Raw genomic sequence first — 18,486 nt, forward strand, 5'->3', positions numbered from 1 at the left:
TGAATTATGAACAGTCATATCTTTTTAGTCGGCTTTATTATTTATGCCATCGCCATGATTTGGCTTGGTTGGTTCGTTTCTCGTAATCAGAAAAGCGGAGAAGATTTTCTGCTGGGCGGGCGTTCGCTGCCGCTGTTTCTGACGCTGGGCTCAACCGTTGCCACGATGGTTGGCACGGGTTCCAGTATGGGCGCAGTGGGCTTTGGCTACAGTAATGGCTGGGCCGGAATGCTTTATGGCGTCGGTGGGGCCGTAGGTATATTGCTGGTGGCGTGGCTGTTTGCTCCGGTACGTAAATTACGTTTTATGACCATGAGTGAAGAACTCTCTTATTATACTGGCGGGAGTCATTTAATTAAAAACATTGTCGGTCTAATGATATTTATTGCCTCTATTGGCTGGCTGGGCGCGCATATTTTAGGTGGCAGTATGTATCTTGCCTGGGCAACAGGTATTGATCTTACTGTAGCAAAATTAATTATCGCCTTAGCTTTTGCGATTTACGTTATTATCGGCGGTTATTCGGCGGTAGTGTGGACAGACACCATTCAGGCCTTAATTTTGTTCTTTGGTTTTATTTTGATGGCTATTCTCGCCGTTGTTCACGTTGGCGGCTGGAGTGCGATTGAACAGGCGATGGACCCAAAAGCGATGAGCCTGTTTGCGATTGATAAAATGGGCGTGTTACCTGCGCTTTCGCTGGCGCTGGTTATTGGCGTAGGTGTGCTGGCAACACCGTCTTATCGCCAGCGTATTTACTCGGGTAAAGATGTTCCCTCTGTACGCCGTTCGTTTGTTATTACTGGCGTGTTGTATCTGTTCTTCTCGATTCTGCCTGCCATTATCGGCATGGCGGCGTTCACCATGAACCCGAATCTGGAAAACAGTAACTATGCCTTCTTGTTCGCCACCAGTTTTCTGCCGCCATTGCTTGGCCTGGTGGTACTGATTGCCGGGCTTTCAGCCACCATGTCTTCTGCCAGCTCTGATGCCATCGCTGCGGTGGCGATTATGATGCGCGACGTCTACACCATGGTTACCGGCAGAATGCCGCCGGAGAACAAGGCAATCACTTACTCACGCTGGATGCTGACCTTTGTTATTGGCCTGGCGCTGGTCTTTGCTCTGACCTCTAACGACATCATCAGCTACATTACCAAAATGATTTCGATGCTGATGTCCGGGCTGTTTATCTGCTCGATTCTCGGTCGCTTCTGGCTACGTTTTAACTGGCAGGGCGCGCTGGCGGCGTTAGTGAGCGGTATGGTGATGTCAATTGTGGTGCTGATGAATGCCGACTGGCTGGCTTACTGGGGTAACCCATGTATTCCGTCAGTGCTGGGAAGCCTGGTCGCTGGCGTACTGGTGACGCTGGTAACGCCAGCAAGCGAGATCAGCCGGGAAGAAGCTCTGGCTATTATCACCAATGAGCGTGAAAACCAGAGTGTCGTGATCACCAAACCTGAAGAGGCATAACCAATAGTGCTAATCGCCAAGTGGCTGGCGGTTAGCGCCACCCCGGTGGCTGTCTAGTGCCAGTTTTATCCGCCGCAGGCGATCTTTCGCCTGCGCTTTATTTGCCATAGCCAGCTCTGTTGCCAGCACATCGATCATCGCGAGCATGGCGTAACGGGAAGGGGTGGGCTTAAAAATGTAATCACTTTCCTGAACCAGCAACGGCAATACCAGATCCACCTGTTCTGCCAGCGGTGTTTGTGCTGGCGTAATGGCAATAACACGCGCGCCATACTGACGGGCGATAGCGGCACTTTCGATGATTTCCGGTGTATAACCGCCCAGCGACAGCACAATCACCACATCCTGCGGCATCACTGCCGAGCACATCATTCTCATCATGAGTGAGTCGTTCTGACTGACCACTGGCAATCCCAGGCGGAACAGACGGTACTGGATCTCCTGCGAGCAGATGGTAGAACCGCCGCCCGTTCCCAATGCAAGAATTTGCCGCGCCTGACTTAACCAACTGACCGCCTGACTGATGGCGTTCATATCCAGTGAGCGACGATGCGTTTCCAGCACGCTGATAATTGATTCGTAGATCCCCTGAACACCGTCAAGATCCGGTACATCGAGAATAAACCGCTGCCCGATAGCCAGTGACTGCGCCAGTTTGACTTTCAGCTCGCGGACATCTTTACACCCCAGAGCACGGGCAAAACGCGTCACCGACGCCTGGCTGGTTTGTGTTAACCGCGCCAGCTCGGCAATTGGCAGTTCCACGGCTGCGGAGACGTCATCAAGAATAAATTGTGCGATACGCTTTTCAGTGGCGGTTAACGCCATAAACCGTTCGGTAATGCAGGAGATGATATCGATGCTATAAGCCATGGGAGTATCACTGATTCAGTAAAAACTGGTACTTTGTACCATAAAAATTGCTCCAGAGTGTGACCCTCATAAAAAATGTAAGTACGCAGCGACAAAAAAACGCTCAACACCGCTCCAGATCATAAAGTTTTCTACCACCAGGCCGACAACCTGAGTATCAGGTCTGGAGGGAAGAGAAACCATGTTTAAACGTATTAAGATCGTGACCAGCTTATTGCTGGTTTTGGCCGTTTTTGGCCTTTTACAACTGACATCAGGCGGTTTGTTCTTTAATGCCTTAAAAAATGACAAAGAAAATTTCTCCGTTTTACAAACCATTCGTCAGCAGCAATCCACGCTGAATGGCAGCTGGGTCGCGTTGTTGCAGACACGTAACACTCTCAACCGCGCGGGTATCCGCTACATGATGGATCAGAACAATATTGGCAGCGGTTCAACCGTCGCCGAGCTGATGCAGAGTGCCAGTATTTCGCTGAAGCAAGCGGAAAAAAACTGGGCGGACTACGAAGCGTTGCCGCGTGACCCGCGTCAGAGCACAGCCGCAGCGGCGGAAATCAAACGTAATTACGATATTTACCACAATGCGCTGGCGGAGCTGATCCAGCTGTTAGGCGCAGGCAAAATCAATGAGTTCTTTGATCAGCCAACTCAGGGATATCAGGACGGTTTCGAGAAGCTGTATATGGCTTATATGGAGCAAAACGATCGTCTCTACGATATTGCCGTCAGCGATAATAATGCTTCCTACAACCAGGCGATGTGGGTGCTGGTGGGCGTGTTGATCGTCGTGTTAGCCGTCATTGTGTCCGTCTGGTTTGGTATTAAAGCCTCGCTGGTAGCACCAATGAATCGCCTGATCGAAAGCATTTGTCATATTGCTGGCGGGGATTTGGTAAAACCCATTGAGGTGGATGGTTCTAACGAAGTAGGACAACTGGCTCAGAGTTTGCGCCATATGCAAAGTGAACTGATGCGTACTGTCGGAGATGTACGTAACGGTGCTAATGCCATTTATAGCGGTGTCAGCGAAATTGCCACGGGTAATAACGATCTCTCATCACGTACTGAGCAGCAAGCGGCTTCACTGGAAGAGACGGCGGCCAGCATGGAGCAACTGACTGCAACGGTGAAACAGAACGCCGAGAACGCGCGTCAGGCCAGTCATCTGGCGTTAAGTGCTTCTGAAACCGCGCAACGTGGTGGCAAGGTAGTGGATAACGTGGTACAGACGATGCGCGATATCTCCACCAGTTCGCAGAAGATTGCCGATATTATCAGCGTTATCGATGGTATTGCCTTCCAGACCAATATTCTGGCTTTGAACGCGGCGGTTGAAGCGGCGCGCGCGGGCGAGCAAGGGCGTGGTTTTGCGGTAGTTGCGGGGGAAGTGCGTAACCTGGCGCAGCGTAGCGCCCAGGCGGCCCGTGAAATTAAAAGCTTGATTGAAGACTCCGTAAGTAAAGTGGATGTCGGATCTACGCAGGTCGAAAGTGCCGGGGAAACCATGACAGAGATTGTCAGCGCCGTAACACGCGTTACTGACATTATGGGAGAAATCGCTTCAGCCTCTGATGAGCAAAGCCGTGGCATTGATCAGGTTGGTTTAGCGGTTGTCGAAATGGATAGGGTAACGCAACAGAACGCCGCGTTAGTGGAAGAGTCTGCTGCCGCTGCCGCCGCGCTGGAAGAGCAGGCCAGCCGTCTGACCGAAGCCGTAGCGGTGTTCCGTATACAGCAAACGCAACAGCATCAGTATGAAGCTTTGCCAGTGGTAAACGCAGCGTTGCCGGTAGTGTCGCGCAAAATTGTCGTCGCTGATAGCGGGGATAACTGGGAAACGTTTTAATCGCCATGAAAAATGCCCGATAAGCGATGACTTATCGGGCAATGTGTTGTTTATTTAGTTATTTTGTTGCTGATGCGTTTGCATTCGTAAGTGATGTCTTATTGATTTTTGTATCTGATGAATCCAGATCGCCCCTGATGCCAATCTGGAAAATTCCCGCAAGCATGAGAGCACCAATGATTGCTATACCTCCAAGTAAATACAATCCTGCAACATTTGAATCAAATACATTTTCAGCCCAAACCCGGATGTTAGGAGCAACGAATCCACCGAGATTTCCAAGTGAGTTGATCAAAGCTATTCCTGAGGCGGCTGCTGCTCCACCGAGATAGCTTGTTGGGAAAGTCCAGTAAATAGGTTGAACGGCTAATAAACCTGCACATCCAATACATAATGCGATAAAAGCCAGGATTGGCGTTCCCGCAAGCATTCCTGATAAAGCAACACCAAAGCCTCCGAGTAGTAAAGTAATAGTGCTAATCCAACGCCGTTCTTTCAATTTTGTTGAAAGATGAGGAATGTACCATGCCGCAAATAGGGCACATAACCATGGAATACCGGATAAAACACCGACAATAAAGCCAATTCCCTGCCCTGATAATGCTGCTACTTGTGATGGCAGAAAAAAGGCAATGCCGTATGAGCCAACTTGAATCGTAAAACAAATCAGACATAAATAAAGTACGCGAGGATCGCAAAGTGCCTTTAATATACCCTGAGGGCTGTGACTTATTTTTGTTTTTTCCTCCATTTCCATTATGCGACTGAGAGCTACTTTTTCTTGTGGTGTGAGGAAAGTGCAACGTTTGTCGGACGGCTTATCATCCAGGTAGAAAAATGCGACTACCCCAACTAACGCAGCTAATAATCCTTCGACTAAAAACATGAGTTGCCAGTTATGCAGTCCCCATAAATCATGGATGGTTAATAACCCACCAGAAATAGGGCCACCAAGAATAAATGCAATCGGTGGACCAAACCAAAAATAACCCGCAACTTTTGCTCGTATATTAAGAGGGAACCAAAATGTTAGATATAACATAACACCCGGCATGAATCCTGCTTCCGAAGCACCCAAGAAAAAACGCAAAATGATAAATGTTTTTTCCGTATGGGCGAACATCATCGCTGCTGAAATAAGTCCCCATGTGAACATGATTCGTGAAAGCCACAAGCGAGCCCCCACTTTGTATAAAAATATATTACTGGGGACTTCAAAAATCGCATATCCAATGAAAAATACGCCGGCACCAAATGCATAAGCAGCGTTACTTAATCCCGTGTCGACCTGAAAAGCATCCTTAGCAAAACCAATGTTGGCACGATCCAGATAAGCCATGACGTACATAAGAGCTAAGAAAGGTAGAAGTCTTATTATTGACTTTCGCACTGCAGAGTTGACAACAATTTCATCATCAGTTTGACTCATAATTGTGCTTCCGAATAAACGGTGGACATTTTTGCTATCCAGTAATTTTTATGTATTACTGGATAATCTCTTGTTATGAAAAAATATAGACATTTTGCGTCTGCTAGATATTTAATTTTTATTGATTGACCCATTCACGACCATCTGGCCATGAGTAACATGCCAAAGTTTCTGGTTTCATTTGTACACCATAACCTGGTTGTAAAAGAGGGAAATACCGGCCTTGCTTAATAACTAAAGGTTCTTCAAAATTCTCATGTAAATGGTCAACATACTCGAGAACTCTATTTTCCAATGTTGCTGAGACTGAGATATAGTCAAAAAGAACAATATTCAGTGAATACTGACACAAACCAACCCCTCCGCCATGAGGACAAACTGGAATATTGAATTTTGCGGCCATAAGTACAACTGCGAGTACTTCGTTTAAACCACCAAGTCGCGCGGGATCTAACTGGCAAAAATCCATTGCATTAGCCTGAAAAAATTGTTTAAACATAACTCTGTTATGTGCATGTTCACCAGTAGCAATACCAATATTACCAATGCGTGATTTGATTGCAGCATGGCCAAGAATATCATCAGGGCTAGTAGGTTCTTCAATCCATAAAGGATCAAATTTTGCCAATTTCCTCATTGCAGTAATGGCCTGATCAACCCCCCATGTTTGGTTAGCATCCATCATGAGTTTGCGTTCCCAGCCCAGTTCTTCACGTAAGATTGTCGCCCTGTGGATATCCTGCTCGAGATCTGCACCTACTTTTTGTTTCAGGTGAGTCCATCCATCAGCAACAGCCTGGCGTGCCAGATGTCGCATTTTTTCTTCAGAGTAACCGAGCCACCCTGCTGCAGTTGTATAACCTGGGAAACCTTCCTCAAGCATTTCTCTTTCACGCTGTGCTTTACCTTTTTCAGAACGGCGAAGTAATGCAATGGCTTCTTCTGGAGTCAATACATCTATAATGTAGGTAAAATCAATGCAATGCACGATTTCTTCTGGTGACATGTCTACCAGCATTTTCCAGACAGTTTTATTTTGTGAACGGGCCCAAAGGTCCCAAAGTGCATTAATAATTGCAGCGGTGGCTAGATGAATAACTCCTTTCTCTGGACCTACCCAACGCAACTGACAGTCTCCTGAAACTAGTTCATGCCAAAACTGCCCAAAGTTTTCTGTTATATCTTCTAGAGTTCGTCCTATTACAAACAATTCTGCTAATGATTTTACGGCACTTACACATAAGTCATTTCCACGTCCAATCGTAAATGTTAATCCATAACCTTTTAAATCATCTGAATAATCGGTAATTAAGGTAACATAAGTCGCAGAGTAATCAGAAATTGCATTCATTGCATCAGAACCATCCAAATTTCTGGATGTTGGAAAACGAATGTCCTTAACGCTGATATCTTTGATAGTAATTGCCATACTGACTCCTGTATTGATATTTTTTACTATTAAAAAATATAAAAACTAAAAGACGTCTTCAGTTTATGTGTGCGCAACACAATGAAATGTGAACTGATTATAATAATGTGGTGCAATTTACATTTTTCTGTATTTAATGTGTTTTTAATCTAATCGCAAATTTGTCTTACTGAATGAATCATTGACTTTTTTGCTGTATCGAGATGTGTGCGTAATGCAAGTAAAGCATCTAGGTCACTGCGGCAAATCAGGGCGTTGAGAATGGTCATGTGCTCATCGACGGCAATGATATTGCGCTGTTTAAGATCGCTTTCGTCCCATTGATAGTGAAAATGAAAGATGATTGAGATTATCTCAAGCGATTGATCAAAAAAGATATTATCGGCAGCTGAAAGCAGTAAGGAGTGAAAATCTCTGTCCAGTTGGGAAAACATACGAAAGCTATTGCTGATGTTGTCTCGTAGTAGGCGATGACGTACGAGCATGTTTTTCACCTGCAACCAGCGGGGATCATGATCAGGCAGGTTAAGAAAGTGCTCAAGTGAATGTATTTCGAGCATTTCACGCAGTTCAAACAACTGCTCGGCGTAGGATTGATCGAATTGCTTCATACTCCACTGTCCGCGCTTTTCGCTTTGAATAAGATTATACCGACCGAATTTTAAAAGGTATTCCCTCACTACCACCGGGCTGACACACGCGGCTCGCGCCAGCTGCAGTTCAGAAAAAGTTTCCCCAGGGCGTAACTGGCGCTGGTTTATCATTGTGAAAAAAGCCTGCTCAAACACTTTGTTTTGCTCACTCATTGAAGCGATAGTGCAGGCGAAACCATCATCGTAGTCAGGTTTGCGCGTGATAACATGGTCATTTCCAACCAGTGTCAGGACGCCGCATTCGCGTAAGTAGCTGAGAATATGCCGTACTGTGGTGCGACTGATGTTGTACATTTCCGCCAGCGCGCTTTGCGATGGTAGTGGTGAAGGGATATGACCACGCGCCATATCACCAATGACCTGGTTAATCACATTGTGGCGTAAATTTTGCGAACGACTCATATTTTCTCCTTGTGAGTCCATTAAAACCATAATTAAAACATTTTTATATGTGTGTTTTCACAAAATAGATTTTCTGTTTCGCTGCCATTTTTAATTTTCATTGATATCTATTGCAACAAAAAATGGAGAGCCGAATCGTGTCTACGATGAATGTTTTAATTTTCCAACAGCCGGAAGAATTAATCTGGAAACAACACGAGATACCTATTCCGGGAGACAATGAAGCATTAATTAAAACCGTCGGAATTTATGGTGCCGATATTCATGCCTGGGGTGGAAATCAACCATTTTTTAGTTATCCACGCGTTTTAGGCCATGAAATATGTGGGGAGATTGTTGGGCTGGGTAAAAATATTGCTGATCTTAAAAATGGTCAGCAAGTTGCTGTGATCCCTTATGTTGCCTGTCAGCAATGCCCGGCGTGTAAAAGCGGTCGTACCAATTGCTGTGAAAAAATTTCAGTCATTGGCGTGCATCAGGATGGCGGTTTTAGTGAGTATTTGAGCGTGCCGGTGGCGAACATTTTGCCCGCAGACGGTATTGACCCGCAGGCGGCAGCATTGATTGAACCTTTCGCTATTAGCGCTCATGCGGTGCGTCGCGCAGCCATTGCTCCCGGCGAGCAGGTGCTGGTGGTCGGGGCGGGGCCAATCGGTCTGGGCGCGGCGGCAATCGCTAAAGCCGATGGCGCACAGGTGGTGGTGGCGGATACCAGTCCGGCGCGCCGTGAACATGTGGCAAGGCGTCTGGAGTTGCCCGTGCTGGACCCATCAGCCGAAGATTTTGACGCGCAGCTGCGAGCGCAGTTTGGTGGTTCGCTGGCGCAGAAAGTGATCGACGCGACAGGTAATCAACATGCGATGAATAACACCGTGAATCTGATTCGTCACGGCGGCACGGTGGTATTTGTCGGTCTGTTTAAAGGCGAGTTGCAGTTCTCCGATCCGGAATTCCATAAAAAAGAAACGACGATGATGGGTAGCCGAAATGCCACGCCGGAAGATTTTGCGAAAGTCGGGCGGCTGATGGCGGAAGGGAAAATTACTGCCGACATGATGTTAACCCATCGCTATCCGTTCGCCACGCTGGCAGAAATCTATGAGCGCGATGTGATTAACAATCGTGAGTTGATTAAGGGCGTAATTACTTTCTGATAATCGAGTTGCCATGCAGCGCCCGGGGAAATGTTGGGCGCTGTTTTTTCTGTTTTCAATAATGTTTTGTAGGTCGGAGAAGGCGTTTTCGTCGCATCCGGCATTATGTACTCAATGTTGGATGCGACGCTTGCGCGTCTTATCTAACCTACAAATCAGTCAGTGATTACCCTTCACGCGCCACCACTTTGATTTCCACCATACCAATGCCGAGCTTACGCGGCGAATGGCCGAGAATATTCCCTTCGTTGGTTGAGACAGGTTCTGGCGGAACAATTACCAGCGTGTCGGCATCGGTTGGATTCTCGAAATGCAGCGTGGTGGTGGTCACTTCATTGTCCAGCACGATGGTTTGTTCTTCGTTGCCTACGCGTACCGGAATGGGACGGCTGGCGTTATTACCGTATGCTTTGGCGGTGATTACCAGGTCAAATTTCTTCGGCAGAGGATGTTTGTACTCGATTTTCACTTCATCGCCCAGCTGCGCGTTGGACCAGCGTCCCCACGACTCCGGACGGGAAATCCCGCTAAACTGTTTCACTTCTTCCGGTGCACCTGCGACGTTAAAAATGAAACTGTCGGCTTTGTAGCGAATATCGTTATCGACAATCTTCAGCGTATCGACATTGCCTTTGTAGCGTTCCATATCGATGACGGTATCTTTAAATGCGGTTTTGCCCTTCCACGTCGTTTTATCAACATGTTGAACAATTTGCTGACCACCAAGCTGCCCCTGGGAAACACACCAGTCAGTGGAGAGAGCCAACTCTGGCGCCCATAGCTGCGCCATCTTGTAGCAGCGATCAACCCAGACGAAATTGTCGCGCGGCGCGAAATCGGCCAACTGGAAACGAAGTGGTGCAGAATATTCGCTTTCTGGCAGTGGTTCCACACGTTTATCCGACACGCGTAACAGTAGCGGCAGGCGGAAATGGGTATCCGAGAAGGCGATCATGTTTTTATTCTGATCGATGGTGAACTCTTTCATCTCGGTGGGGAATTTCCACAGACGAATGATATCGGGCTTCCACGCCAGCACTTTCTCTTTAATGTTGAGGAACACTTCCGACATGGATTGACCAGAGAGGCTACTACGCCCAAGGCCGATAAAGTTATCGCCACCAAGAATATCCAGCACTGTAGCGCCGTTGTCCATGGTGTTGCGCTTCACCGCCAGCGTCTCTTGCTGTGGCTTGTCGCCACGAATGACGAAAAACAGGTTGTTACGATCCTGTTTATTAAGGTATTTCCACGCCGTGTTGTTCATCGCTAAATGGTCAGATGAGACGACGATGACGGTATCTTTAAACCACGGTGACGCTTTGATTTTATTGATAAACGTCGCGATGTTCTCCTGGCTGCAACTTACCGCGCTGAATGACTGATTCGGCTTACCGTCAAAATCATATTTTTTGCGGTTGCAGGTGCGAGAGATAAAACCATCCGGGTGATGGGTATCAACCGTCAGAGTAAACAGTGAGAATCGCTGACCAGAGCGGGAAAGCTCTTCAAACTTTTTCCACGCTTCATCCAGCACGGTATCGTCGTAGAATCCCCAGTCGTTGCGATAATGCGGATCCGCCACCACACTTTTCAGCTCTTCTGCACCATACAAATGGTCGAAGCCGTGTGATTTCAGGAACACATCTTTACCCGCAAAACGCAGGTTAGCCCCTTGCACAAAATAGTTCTGATAACCTGAGTTTTTCAGGATATCGCCAAGACAGATGTTCTGCGGGAAGAAGCTGGAAACCGAGGCAGAGGCGTTACCTTCAAACGGGGCAAACAGTGGAATCCCGCACTGAGACGCCACCATGCCCGCGATAGTGTAATCCGTTCCTGGCAGTTGCTGAGTATGGCTGAAATCCAGCCCTTCATTTTTCAGTGCGCCCAGTTCGGGAGTGAGGTCTGGAAAAGCGTCGTTATCAAAATAGGTCCGCTCCAGACTCTCACCATAGATATAAACCAGGTTAAGTTTGGGGGCAGGGATGGTTTTCGACGGTTCTTTATAATAAGCAGCAAAGTCAGGATCGCCGTCGCGTGACTGGGATTTTACCAGCTCCGTTATCTGGCGAAACGCCGGGCTGGCGTCCACAGAACCCAGCGCCAGTAAGAGTGCCAGCAGGCTGTAGCCAAAATGGTGAGGATGATGACGGCGTCGGCGTAGGATCCAGCCCAGAGCGCCGAAAACTACCGCCAGTGCCAGCACGATACCCACTCCCGGCAGGATATACTTGCTGACGCCAGCACCGGTCAGGCTGTTAGTTAAGGTATAGAGCACCGCGTCGTTAATGCCGTCGCCAGTAAAATAGTCACTGGCAAACAGGGTAATGTTTAAAACGACAAATAACCCCAGTACCGTTAACGTGGCGGCAAACCACCAGGTGTTACGTCCCGCTTTCCATGCGTAGATCAGCACAGAGGCGAGAAATAGGGCGAAAGAGAATAGTTCTGACAACGGGCGATCCTCACTAAAACAGGCCGGTTAGCCGATGTTTAAGATTTTTTGAGAAACACAATGTAATGGTGCTGCCATATAGCTGCAATTCTAGTGTCAAAAAAATGCGATGTTGTTAGGAATTAGTTTATAAACAGACTTTTTTGCGCAAGAAAGCTTCCCGTGTAACAGAGGGAAAGACGTCCAGAAACAGGGAAAAGAGCGGGGAAGGGCCGCGTTAGTTTGTTAATAGCTAAAACGCGGCGCTATGCGGATCAGGAAATAAAGTTCAGACCTTGCTTTAACACCAGATCGCAGGCTTTGGTTTTTACCTTTTCAGCCAGAGGCGTCGTACCGATGTTGTCCAGATTAAGCTGCTGACCATCTTTGGTTTTTAGCAAACCCTGAATGCCATCCAGATAGTTGGTATCTTCTTTCTGCTCTTCGCTGTTCAGGCCCAGCTTCTCCAGGACCTGATTTTTGATGTTTTCCGCGTCGGTAACTGAAGCCAGTTTTTGCTTCGCGCAGTATTGCAAAATGCCTGCGGCATTGTTCATGTTCTCTGCGCTTAACGCCTGGTTGCCACTACCAAGCAGGTTAGTTAATGAGGCGAGCGACCAACCGCCTTCCTGTGTGGTGCTGTTTTGGTTGCCAAGTTCGCTGGCGGCGCTGGAAAGCGCATCTTTCCAGGACGCGGCATGCACCCCGGTGGAAATTAATGCGCTGGTGGCAATTGCACAGCACAGAAGGTGTTTAATAGTTTTCATCATCATTACTCAAGGTGGAATTGTGTCGCAGTATAGCGCCGGAAAGGAGGATTAATACTCTTTACCCGTTACCCGGCTACGATAGCTTTCCCAGTTAAAAATAACCCACAGACTGTTACCCAGGCGCATACGATCCATAACGCGTTCGCCCAGTAACTTGGTCATCTCGTCCATATTGCTGTTGGTCAGCATCCCGGTCGGGCGTTTGGAAGAAGAGCGGCGATCGACGATCTGGTTGATGATCACTTTCTCGTATTTCGATTCGGTCTGCACGCCGATCTCATCGATCACCAGCAGATCAACGTTGCTCAGATCATTAAGCAGTTGTTCTTCGCTGGTACCGCTATTTCTGAAGGTATCTTTCATCGCCGACATAATATCGGCCACGGTGATGATCAATACGGATTTACCGCGTAGCAGCAGTTCGTTGCAGATTGCCGCCGCCAGATGGTTTTTGCCAGTTCCAGGCTTGCCAGAAAAGATAAAGCTGGCGATGTTGCCGTCGAACTCTTCGACATACTGGCGCGCTTTGCTCAACGCATTCATCTGCCCTTCGCACTCAACACGATAGTTCTCAAAGGAGCAGTTTTGATGCAGTGGACGAATGCCAGAGCGGTTAAAGGTACGCTGCATTTTCATCGCCCGATTCTCGCGCTCAAGAGCGGCGGCACGGAGCGCCCCTTGTTCTTTCTGCCACGCCAGAAGTTCTTCACCCGTTTTGAAGGCGGGTTTGATATGGGCTGGCATCATTTTTTGCAGACGTTGCATCAGGTCGCCAACGTTTTTCATCGTTACCCTCTGAATCCCGGTGGAATTTGGCTGTCAGGTTCACTGACTGTGTTCACATCTCGTTTCGTTAATCCGCCATTGCTGGCACGACCTATTTGCAGGCTGCGCGCCAGTTTTTGTTGCCACTGCACATGATGGAAGACTTTGCCTTCCGCCTGCCAATAAGAAATAAATGACGCCAGTTCTTCGGCGGTTACCGGCTCTTTTAGCGCCACGCCCCATAATGCCGCCTGACGGATAAAGTCGGTATCGGGTTGCCAGTCTGGGTACATGGCGAATTTACCCATGGGTACGGCAACGGGGGCGGCTTGCGGTTCCTGATAGAGTTGATCGTCCAGGGCCACGTCACTTCCCGGACGCGTCAGTTTTTCTTCCAACGCCAGCAGTTCAGCAAGACGCGCGGGCGTAACGGCATAAAACGCCGGGGCATTGTTGGCAAATACGGCAACCATGCCGCCTTCTGCTTTTGCCAGAACGGTTTGGTGATCGTGTACCAGGGCGTCAATACCAACGACGTCCGGGGTCAAAACTCTGGAGGACATACTGTTTCTCAATATGGAACGATGAACGAGAAGGGAGATTACTTTTATAGTAACACACGGATGAGGCCAGGCAGCCTCTCATCCATGTGCTTTAAGCGAGGCAATTTTATACGCGGGGGCGCTTGCGGTACAACCACAATCCAGGAACGGAAAGACCGATGGATAACGCGCCAACAATTGATGAAGCGGTAAGAAAGTTAGTTAACAGGGTAATCATTAACGGCTCGCTGTAACCTAACTGACTGATTTTTACCGCTGAAATCATTGCAGTATACGCCGGGATGCCCGGGAACATCGGAATGACAGCCGCCACGGTAAAGACTTTCGGGTGCGCCAGATACCAGCGCGACCACTGAATACCAATGGTGCCGACCAGTAGCGAAGCCATAAACGTCGACCACTCAATATTGAGTCCAGTAGTCATTAAAATCATTCGCGAACCATGACCCATCGCGCCAAGCAGCGCACACCAGCGTAATGCCCGGATTGGCACGTTGAACACCATCGCAAAGCCGACTGCTGGGATTGCCGCGAGAATCATATCCTGCGCTAATGCTAAGAGAAATTCGATTACACCCATCCGCGTAGCCCCCAAATTGTGAGTGCCATCACCACGCCAACGCAGGTTGCCAGTGTCAGCAGGCTGGCAATCGCCCAGCGTGCCAGTCCGGTATTAATATGACCTTTAAACATATCGGCTACAGCATTTATCAACGGAAAACCCGGCACCAGTAAAAGAACACTGGCCGCCATTGCCACAGTAGGCGTATGACTGAATGTCGGAAGTTGTAGAAGAAGGCCAGAAATTGTGGTGGCGGCGAAGGCAGTGATGCAAAAGTTTATTTGTGGATGGAGGTGGCGTTGTGCTAGTAGCTGGCGGATATACATGGCGATCATACTGGCGAAGAATGTAATCAACGCACCATCCCAACCACCGTTATTCAGTTTACAGAAACAGGCGCAAGAGAGTCCCACCATCAAAGCGACCAGCCAACGCGGATAGCGCAGGGGATGTATTTGGCTAAAACGTTTCTCAACACCTTTGTAATCCAGCAGCTTATGTTCCGCCAGAATCACAATGTGTTGTACCTCAGTAACCACATGCATATTAATGCCGCGATCGTGGTTTTTGCGCGTAGATGTCAGACATTGACCATCTTTAATGGTGGTCAGCACTATGGCGTTCGAAGAGATAGAACTTTCGACGCAGTCCATCCCTAACGCCCGACCCAGTCGTGAGGAAAGCTCATCAACCAACGCACTTTCCGCACCATGTTGTAAAAGAAATAATCCGCACTGGATACATAGCCGTGTAACGGCTCGCTGTTGCTCTGTTTGCATAACTCGCCCTTTGTCATAGACGCGTTGCGTATTTTTGAACCCTTTTGTATCACGAAGCATGGCTGTTTTGACGTTGGTTAAGATCAAAATTGCGCTGATTAATCCTGGTTGCGGTGATGAGTTCGCTGAAGGGAAGCGATGCAAGTTTTGAGTGGAATAAATAATTTCATGAATATTATCATTAAAATGAATTTATCGTTTTGTTTTTACGCGTTTGAGTAATGGCTGATGAAATCATTTTTTTCGGAACAGGGTAAGAAATATCCTTCAGTTTTTATTGATTTTTTTCTTGATATTCTGGCTAAAGGATTTTCATTTAACTTTTATTCGTTATTTTAAATGATATCTTAAACTGATTGATTTTGAGGGTTTTGATTAAGTATTTCTAACAACATAATTTAGATATTTTAAATGTGTCAGAGGTATTTTTCCAGGTTATTATTTGATGCTAGTCTCCTTAAACATACAAAGGATTTTTTGTGTGGCTGGGGTAAACTGATATGAAGTGAATGCTAAGGATAAATTATTCGCTCAATCTATTAATTTGTTGGAATCATTTGAAGGGTGAATATCCTGAATAAACCATCATAATTTATAGACAGTGGATATGGAGGATATATGTTGCCAGGATGCTGCAAAAATGGAATTGTTATCAGTAAAATACCCGTTATGCAGGCAGGGTTAAAAGAGGTCATGAGGACCCATCTCCCTGAATACGATATAACGAGTAGCACCTCTGCGGAGGAGCTGACCATATTACAATTACGTCGTGCTGGGTTAGTTATTGCCGATTTAGCCGGACAAACAGAAGATCCGCGTTCTGTTTGTGAACATTACTATTCATTGATCTCACAATACCGGGAAATTCATTGGGTTTTCATGGTTTCGCGAGCCTGGTACTCTCAGGCGGTGGAGCTGCTTATGTGTCCAACTGCGACGTTACTGTCCGATATCGAGCCTATTGAGAATCTGGTCAAGACCGTTCGTTCCGGCAATGTCCATGCAGATCGCATCAGCGCCATGCTGACTTCGCCTGCAATGCCGGAAATTCAGGAAGTTGGTTATCGCACCGTGATTCTTACCCTTTCTGAACGCAAGGTACTGCGGCTGTTAGGTAAAGGATGGGGCATCAACCAAATAGCTTCATTGCTTAAGAAAAGCAATAAAACCATCAGCGCACAAAAAAACAGTGCGATGCGTCGGCTGGCAATTCACAGTAACGCTGAGATGTATGCATGGATTAATAGCGCACAGGGGGCAAGGGAACTTAACTTGCCTTCTGTTTATGGAGATGCCGCGGAATGGAACACAACCGAATTAAGAAGAGAAATGTCGCACTCATAGAAAAGTGCGTCATGAGCAGTATCGGTATTGAGAGTTTATTCAGAAAGTTTGCGGGTAATCCTTATAAACTCTATACGTACACCAGCCAGGAGGCTTTTCAGGATGCTATGTCGCGGGTTTCATTTGCGGCGGTCATTTTTTCTTTTTCTGCCATGAGAACTGAGCGCAGGGAGGGATTATCTTGTCTGACTGAGCTGGCAATCAAATTTCCACGTACCCGGCGTTTGGTTATTGCGGATGATGATATTGAAGCGCGATTGATTGGCTCATTATCGCCTTCTCCTTTGGATGGTGTGTTAAGTAAAGCATCAACACTGGATGTTTTTCACCAGGAGCTGTTTCTGTCATTAAATGGCGTGCGTCAGGCGACCGATCGACTGAACAACCAGTGGTATATTAATCAAAGCCGGACGCTGAGCCCGACGGAGAGGGAAATATTACGGTTTATGTCGCGTGGCTACTCAATGACGCAAATTGCTGAACAGCTTAAACGGAATATAAAAACGATCCGCGCGCATAAATTTAATGTGATGTCGAAACTGGGTGTCAGTTCTGATGCCGGATTGCTTGAGGCGGCAGATATTCTGTTATGTATGCGGATTTCAGAAACAAGTAATGTGTTGCATCCATATTAATCTACTTAATGCCGGGTTTATCCTCCCGGCAGTGTGCTTATTTCAGCGTGCAATCCCCACACTGTTGCACATCCGGTAAGCGATAACGCTGGCAACAGGTGCGGCGCACCAGCAGGCCGTCGCGCAGCACGACTGTGCGCCACAATGGATTATCTTCGCCGCTGGAGAGCGTTTTCTCAAAGAACAGGGCATGGCGGAGCGATTCAACTAACGCCTCGCCAAGCAACTGCTTCATCTCGGTCAGATACCAGTTAATCAAATAACCGGTATTACTCCAGATAAGTTTGCCGTTAATTTCACCTGTCGCTTCTAATGCCTGCACAACCGGAACCAGCGCCTGGCTGATTAACGTTTCCATTCGCTGCTGTGGCGAATGTGATGTTGCGTTTTTATCTTCACACACATCGACCCAGAAACAGGCGGCGCGTCCGGTTTCGTGAAACTCAACGTGGAAATGTTCCGGGGAAAGATCTAACGCTTTATCCTGCGTCAGCAGCGCCAGCATTAATGGCGGCACCATCAGGCCGATATACCATTGCGCCCACAGTGAGATTAGCGGTTTGTTCTCGCGGATCATCATTGGTTGATTGCGGTAAATATGATCGGAGTAGACCGCCAGTAGAGAACTTAGCGCATTGGGAGAGGACCATTGCGCCAGCGTCATGGCACTAAGCGGGGCGGGTTCATCCAGACGGATAAACTCCAGCAAATGTTCACGATGTTCGGCGATCGTCGCGCGAACCGCTTGTGCAAGCGTGGGATCTTGCGGCTTGAGATGCGTTCGCCAGATAACATCTTCATAGAGCGGTGCGGAACGATAGGCCATAATCGTGATAGTAATCTAAATGATAATGATTGCTAATCCTAGCGATAGGTTTACCCGATAGCAAGGGATTTCTCTGGGTTGCAAATGATAAAAATTATCATATGATATTGGTTATCATTATCAATAAAAGAGATCAAACCATGTTGCAACGTATGCTGGGCAGTGGCTGGGGAGTGTTGCTGCCGGGATTACTGATTGCAGGGCTGACATATGCTGATTTATCGCCGGATCAGTGGCGGATTGTGATTCTGATGGGATTAGTATTGACGCCGGTGATGCTGTATCACAAACAATTACGGCATTACGTTTTGCTACCATCGTGCCTGGCGCTTATTTCTGGCGTTATGCTGATGATAATGAACGGGAATCAGGGATGATAAAACAGGGAAGGAAGTAAAGATAATTGGTGCGAGGGGGGGGACTTGAACCCCCACGTCCGTAAGGACACTAACACCTGAAGCTAGCGCGTCTACCAATTCCGCCACCTTCGCACAGTCATCTTACTTTTTTGATATCGCCTCGTTTGGTGCGAGGGGGGGGACT

Annotated in this window: 17 protein-coding genes and 2 tRNA genes (1 of these 19 cut by a window edge); 6 read left to right on the top strand and 13 right to left on the bottom strand. The window is 47.6% G+C overall.

Annotation, left to right across the window (positions count from 1 at the left end):
• The first annotated feature begins 6 nt into the window (after positions 1-6).
• Positions 7-1,476, top strand: a complete 1,470-nt coding sequence (locus FEK50_RS03935; protein ID WP_130259575.1) for a sodium:solute symporter family protein — start codon at positions 7-9, stop codon at positions 1,474-1,476.
• 9 nt (positions 1,477-1,485) lie between these two features.
• On the opposite strand, the gene FEK50_RS03940 is transcribed toward FEK50_RS03935, so the two are convergent.
• The gene (locus FEK50_RS03940; protein WP_064530245.1) at positions 1,486-2,349 is read right to left on the bottom strand and encodes a MurR/RpiR family transcriptional regulator; all 864 of its coding nucleotides are present in this window, start codon (positions 2,347-2,349) and stop codon (positions 1,486-1,488) included.
• Between the two features lie 181 nt (positions 2,350-2,530).
• Between FEK50_RS03940 and tsr the strand changes: the two genes are divergently transcribed.
• The gene (gene tsr, locus FEK50_RS03945; protein ID WP_131161287.1) at positions 2,531-4,195 is read left to right on the top strand and encodes a methyl-accepting chemotaxis protein; all 1,665 of its coding nucleotides are present in this window, start codon (positions 2,531-2,533) and stop codon (positions 4,193-4,195) included.
• Between the two features lie 58 nt (positions 4,196-4,253).
• Here tsr and FEK50_RS03950 read toward each other — a convergent pair whose 3' ends face one another.
• The 3 genes from FEK50_RS03950 to FEK50_RS03960 all read right to left on the bottom strand — a co-directional run bounded on the left by FEK50_RS03950 (position 4,254) and on the right by FEK50_RS03960 (position 8,108).
• Positions 4,254-5,624: an MFS transporter gene (locus tag FEK50_RS03950; RefSeq protein ID WP_130204750.1), complete on the bottom strand. Its 1,371-nt coding sequence runs from the start codon at positions 5,622-5,624 to the stop codon at positions 4,254-4,256.
• Positions 5,625-5,742: 118 nt separating this feature from the next.
• Positions 5,743-7,053 carry an enolase C-terminal domain-like protein gene (locus FEK50_RS03955; RefSeq protein ID WP_131161286.1) on the bottom strand — a complete coding sequence of 437 codons (1,311 nt, stop codon included), beginning with the start codon at positions 7,051-7,053 and terminating at the stop codon, positions 5,743-5,745.
• Positions 7,054-7,202: 149 nt separating this feature from the next.
• Positions 7,203-8,108 carry a GntR family transcriptional regulator gene (locus tag FEK50_RS03960; RefSeq protein WP_135524473.1) on the bottom strand — a complete coding sequence of 302 codons (906 nt, stop codon included), beginning with the start codon at positions 8,106-8,108 and terminating at the stop codon, positions 7,203-7,205.
• 137 nt (positions 8,109-8,245) lie between these two features.
• On the opposite strand from FEK50_RS03960, the gene lgoD reads away from it, so the two are divergent.
• Positions 8,246-9,262, top strand: coding sequence for an L-galactonate oxidoreductase (lgoD, locus tag FEK50_RS03965; protein ID WP_131161285.1), 1,017 nt, complete (start codon positions 8,246-8,248; stop codon positions 9,260-9,262).
• Positions 9,263-9,428: 166 nt separating this feature from the next.
• On the opposite strand, the gene opgB is transcribed toward lgoD, so the two are convergent.
• The 6 genes from opgB to FEK50_RS03995 form a co-directional block, all read right to left on the bottom strand.
• Positions 9,429-11,720 (bottom strand): phosphatidylglycerol--membrane-oligosaccharide glycerophosphotransferase, encoded by a 2,292-nt coding sequence (gene opgB, locus FEK50_RS03970; protein WP_131161284.1) that lies wholly within the window; start codon positions 11,718-11,720, stop codon positions 9,429-9,431.
• Positions 11,721-11,974: 254 nt separating this feature from the next.
• Positions 11,975-12,469 carry a DUF2501 domain-containing protein YjjA gene (yjjA, locus tag FEK50_RS03975; protein WP_131161390.1) on the bottom strand — a complete coding sequence of 165 codons (495 nt, stop codon included), beginning with the start codon at positions 12,467-12,469 and terminating at the stop codon, positions 11,975-11,977.
• A 48-nt stretch (positions 12,470-12,517) separates the two neighbouring features.
• Entirely contained in the window at positions 12,518-13,255 is a 738-nt protein-coding gene (dnaC, locus tag FEK50_RS03980) for a DNA replication protein DnaC (protein ID WP_130204755.1), read from the bottom strand.
• A gap of 2 nt (positions 13,256-13,257) precedes the next feature.
• Entirely contained in the window at positions 13,258-13,797 is a 540-nt protein-coding gene (dnaT, locus tag FEK50_RS03985; protein WP_130259582.1) for a primosomal protein DnaT, read from the bottom strand.
• A 106-nt stretch (positions 13,798-13,903) separates the two neighbouring features.
• A complete protein-coding gene (locus tag FEK50_RS03990) occupies positions 13,904-14,377 on the bottom strand; it encodes a threonine/serine exporter (RefSeq protein ID WP_130204757.1) in 474 nt (157 codons plus the stop codon).
• On the bottom strand, positions 14,368-15,138 hold the full coding sequence (locus FEK50_RS03995; protein ID WP_130204758.1) for a threonine/serine exporter ThrE family protein: 771 nt from the start codon (positions 15,136-15,138) through the stop codon (positions 14,368-14,370). Before FEK50_RS03995 ends, FEK50_RS03990 begins: the two co-directional genes overlap by 10 nt.
• 618 nt (positions 15,139-15,756) lie before the next feature.
• Here FEK50_RS03995 and FEK50_RS04000 point away from each other — a divergent pair.
• Together FEK50_RS04000 and bglJ are read left to right on the top strand one after the other, a co-directional pair.
• Positions 15,757-16,482, top strand: a complete 726-nt coding sequence (locus FEK50_RS04000) for a response regulator transcription factor (protein WP_130204760.1) — start codon at positions 15,757-15,759, stop codon at positions 16,480-16,482.
• Complete coding sequence (bglJ, locus tag FEK50_RS04005) at positions 16,440-17,117, top strand: DNA-binding transcriptional activator BglJ (protein WP_130204762.1); 678 nt, start codon at positions 16,440-16,442, stop codon at positions 17,115-17,117. The genes FEK50_RS04000 and bglJ overlap by 43 nt, the downstream gene beginning before the upstream one ends.
• A 37-nt stretch (positions 17,118-17,154) precedes the next feature.
• Here bglJ and fhuF read toward each other — a convergent pair whose 3' ends face one another.
• The gene (gene fhuF / locus FEK50_RS04010; protein ID WP_130204764.1) at positions 17,155-17,943 is read right to left on the bottom strand and encodes a siderophore-iron reductase FhuF; all 789 of its coding nucleotides are present in this window, start codon (positions 17,941-17,943) and stop codon (positions 17,155-17,157) included.
• A 140-nt stretch (positions 17,944-18,083) separates the two neighbouring features.
• On the opposite strand from fhuF, the gene FEK50_RS04015 reads away from it, so the two are divergent.
• Positions 18,084-18,320 carry a DUF1435 domain-containing protein gene (locus FEK50_RS04015; protein ID WP_130204766.1) on the top strand — a complete coding sequence of 79 codons (237 nt, stop codon included), beginning with the start codon at positions 18,084-18,086 and terminating at the stop codon, positions 18,318-18,320.
• A 27-nt stretch (positions 18,321-18,347) separates the two neighbouring features.
• Here FEK50_RS04015 and FEK50_RS04020 read toward each other — a convergent pair.
• Positions 18,348-18,434, bottom strand: a tRNA-Leu gene (locus FEK50_RS04020).
• A gap of 33 nt (positions 18,435-18,467) precedes the next feature.
• Positions 18,468-18,486: transfer RNA gene (locus FEK50_RS24155), tRNA-Leu, on the bottom strand (it continues 111 nt past the right edge of the window).

Source organism: Escherichia sp. E2586 (assembly GCF_005781105.1).
Classification (GTDB): domain Bacteria; phylum Pseudomonadota; class Gammaproteobacteria; order Enterobacterales; family Enterobacteriaceae; genus Escherichia.

Bases quoted from the DNA above. Each gene is read 5' to 3' on its own strand.
- tsr (WP_131161287.1), top strand. From the start codon at position 2,531: ATGTTTAAACGTATTAAGATCGTGACCAGCTTATTGCTGGTTTTGGCC.
- fhuF (WP_130204764.1), bottom strand. From the start codon at position 17,943: ATGGCCTATCGTTCCGCACCGCTCTATGAAGATGTTATCTGGCGAACG.
- dnaT (WP_130259582.1), bottom strand. From the start codon at position 13,797: ATGTCCTCCAGAGTTTTGACCCCGGACGTCGTTGGTATTGACGCCCTG.
- FEK50_RS04015 (WP_130204766.1), top strand. From the start codon at position 18,084: ATGTTGCAACGTATGCTGGGCAGTGGCTGGGGAGTGTTGCTGCCGGGA.
- yjjA (WP_131161390.1), bottom strand. From the start codon at position 12,469: ATGATGAAAACTATTAAACACCTTCTGTGCTGTGCAATTGCCACCAGC.
- dnaC (WP_130204755.1), bottom strand. From the start codon at position 13,255: ATGAAAAACGTTGGCGACCTGATGCAACGTCTGCAAAAAATGATGCCA.
- FEK50_RS03935 (WP_130259575.1), top strand. From the start codon at position 7: ATGAACAGTCATATCTTTTTAGTCGGCTTTATTATTTATGCCATCGCC.
- FEK50_RS03940 (WP_064530245.1), bottom strand. From the start codon at position 2,349: ATGGCTTATAGCATCGATATCATCTCCTGCATTACCGAACGGTTTATG.
- FEK50_RS04000 (WP_130204760.1), top strand. From the start codon at position 15,757: ATGTTGCCAGGATGCTGCAAAAATGGAATTGTTATCAGTAAAATACCC.
- FEK50_RS03995 (WP_130204758.1), bottom strand. From the start codon at position 15,138: ATGCAAACAGAGCAACAGCGAGCCGTTACACGGCTATGTATCCAGTGC.
- FEK50_RS03990 (WP_130204757.1), bottom strand. From the start codon at position 14,377: ATGGGTGTAATCGAATTTCTCTTAGCATTAGCGCAGGATATGATTCTC.
- FEK50_RS03950 (WP_130204750.1), bottom strand. From the start codon at position 5,624: ATGAGTCAAACTGATGATGAAATTGTTGTCAACTCTGCAGTGCGAAAG.
- FEK50_RS03960 (WP_135524473.1), bottom strand. From the start codon at position 8,108: ATGAGTCGTTCGCAAAATTTACGCCACAATGTGATTAACCAGGTCATT.
- FEK50_RS03955 (WP_131161286.1), bottom strand. From the start codon at position 7,053: ATGGCAATTACTATCAAAGATATCAGCGTTAAGGACATTCGTTTTCCA.
- bglJ (WP_130204762.1), top strand. From the start codon at position 16,440: ATGGAACACAACCGAATTAAGAAGAGAAATGTCGCACTCATAGAAAAG.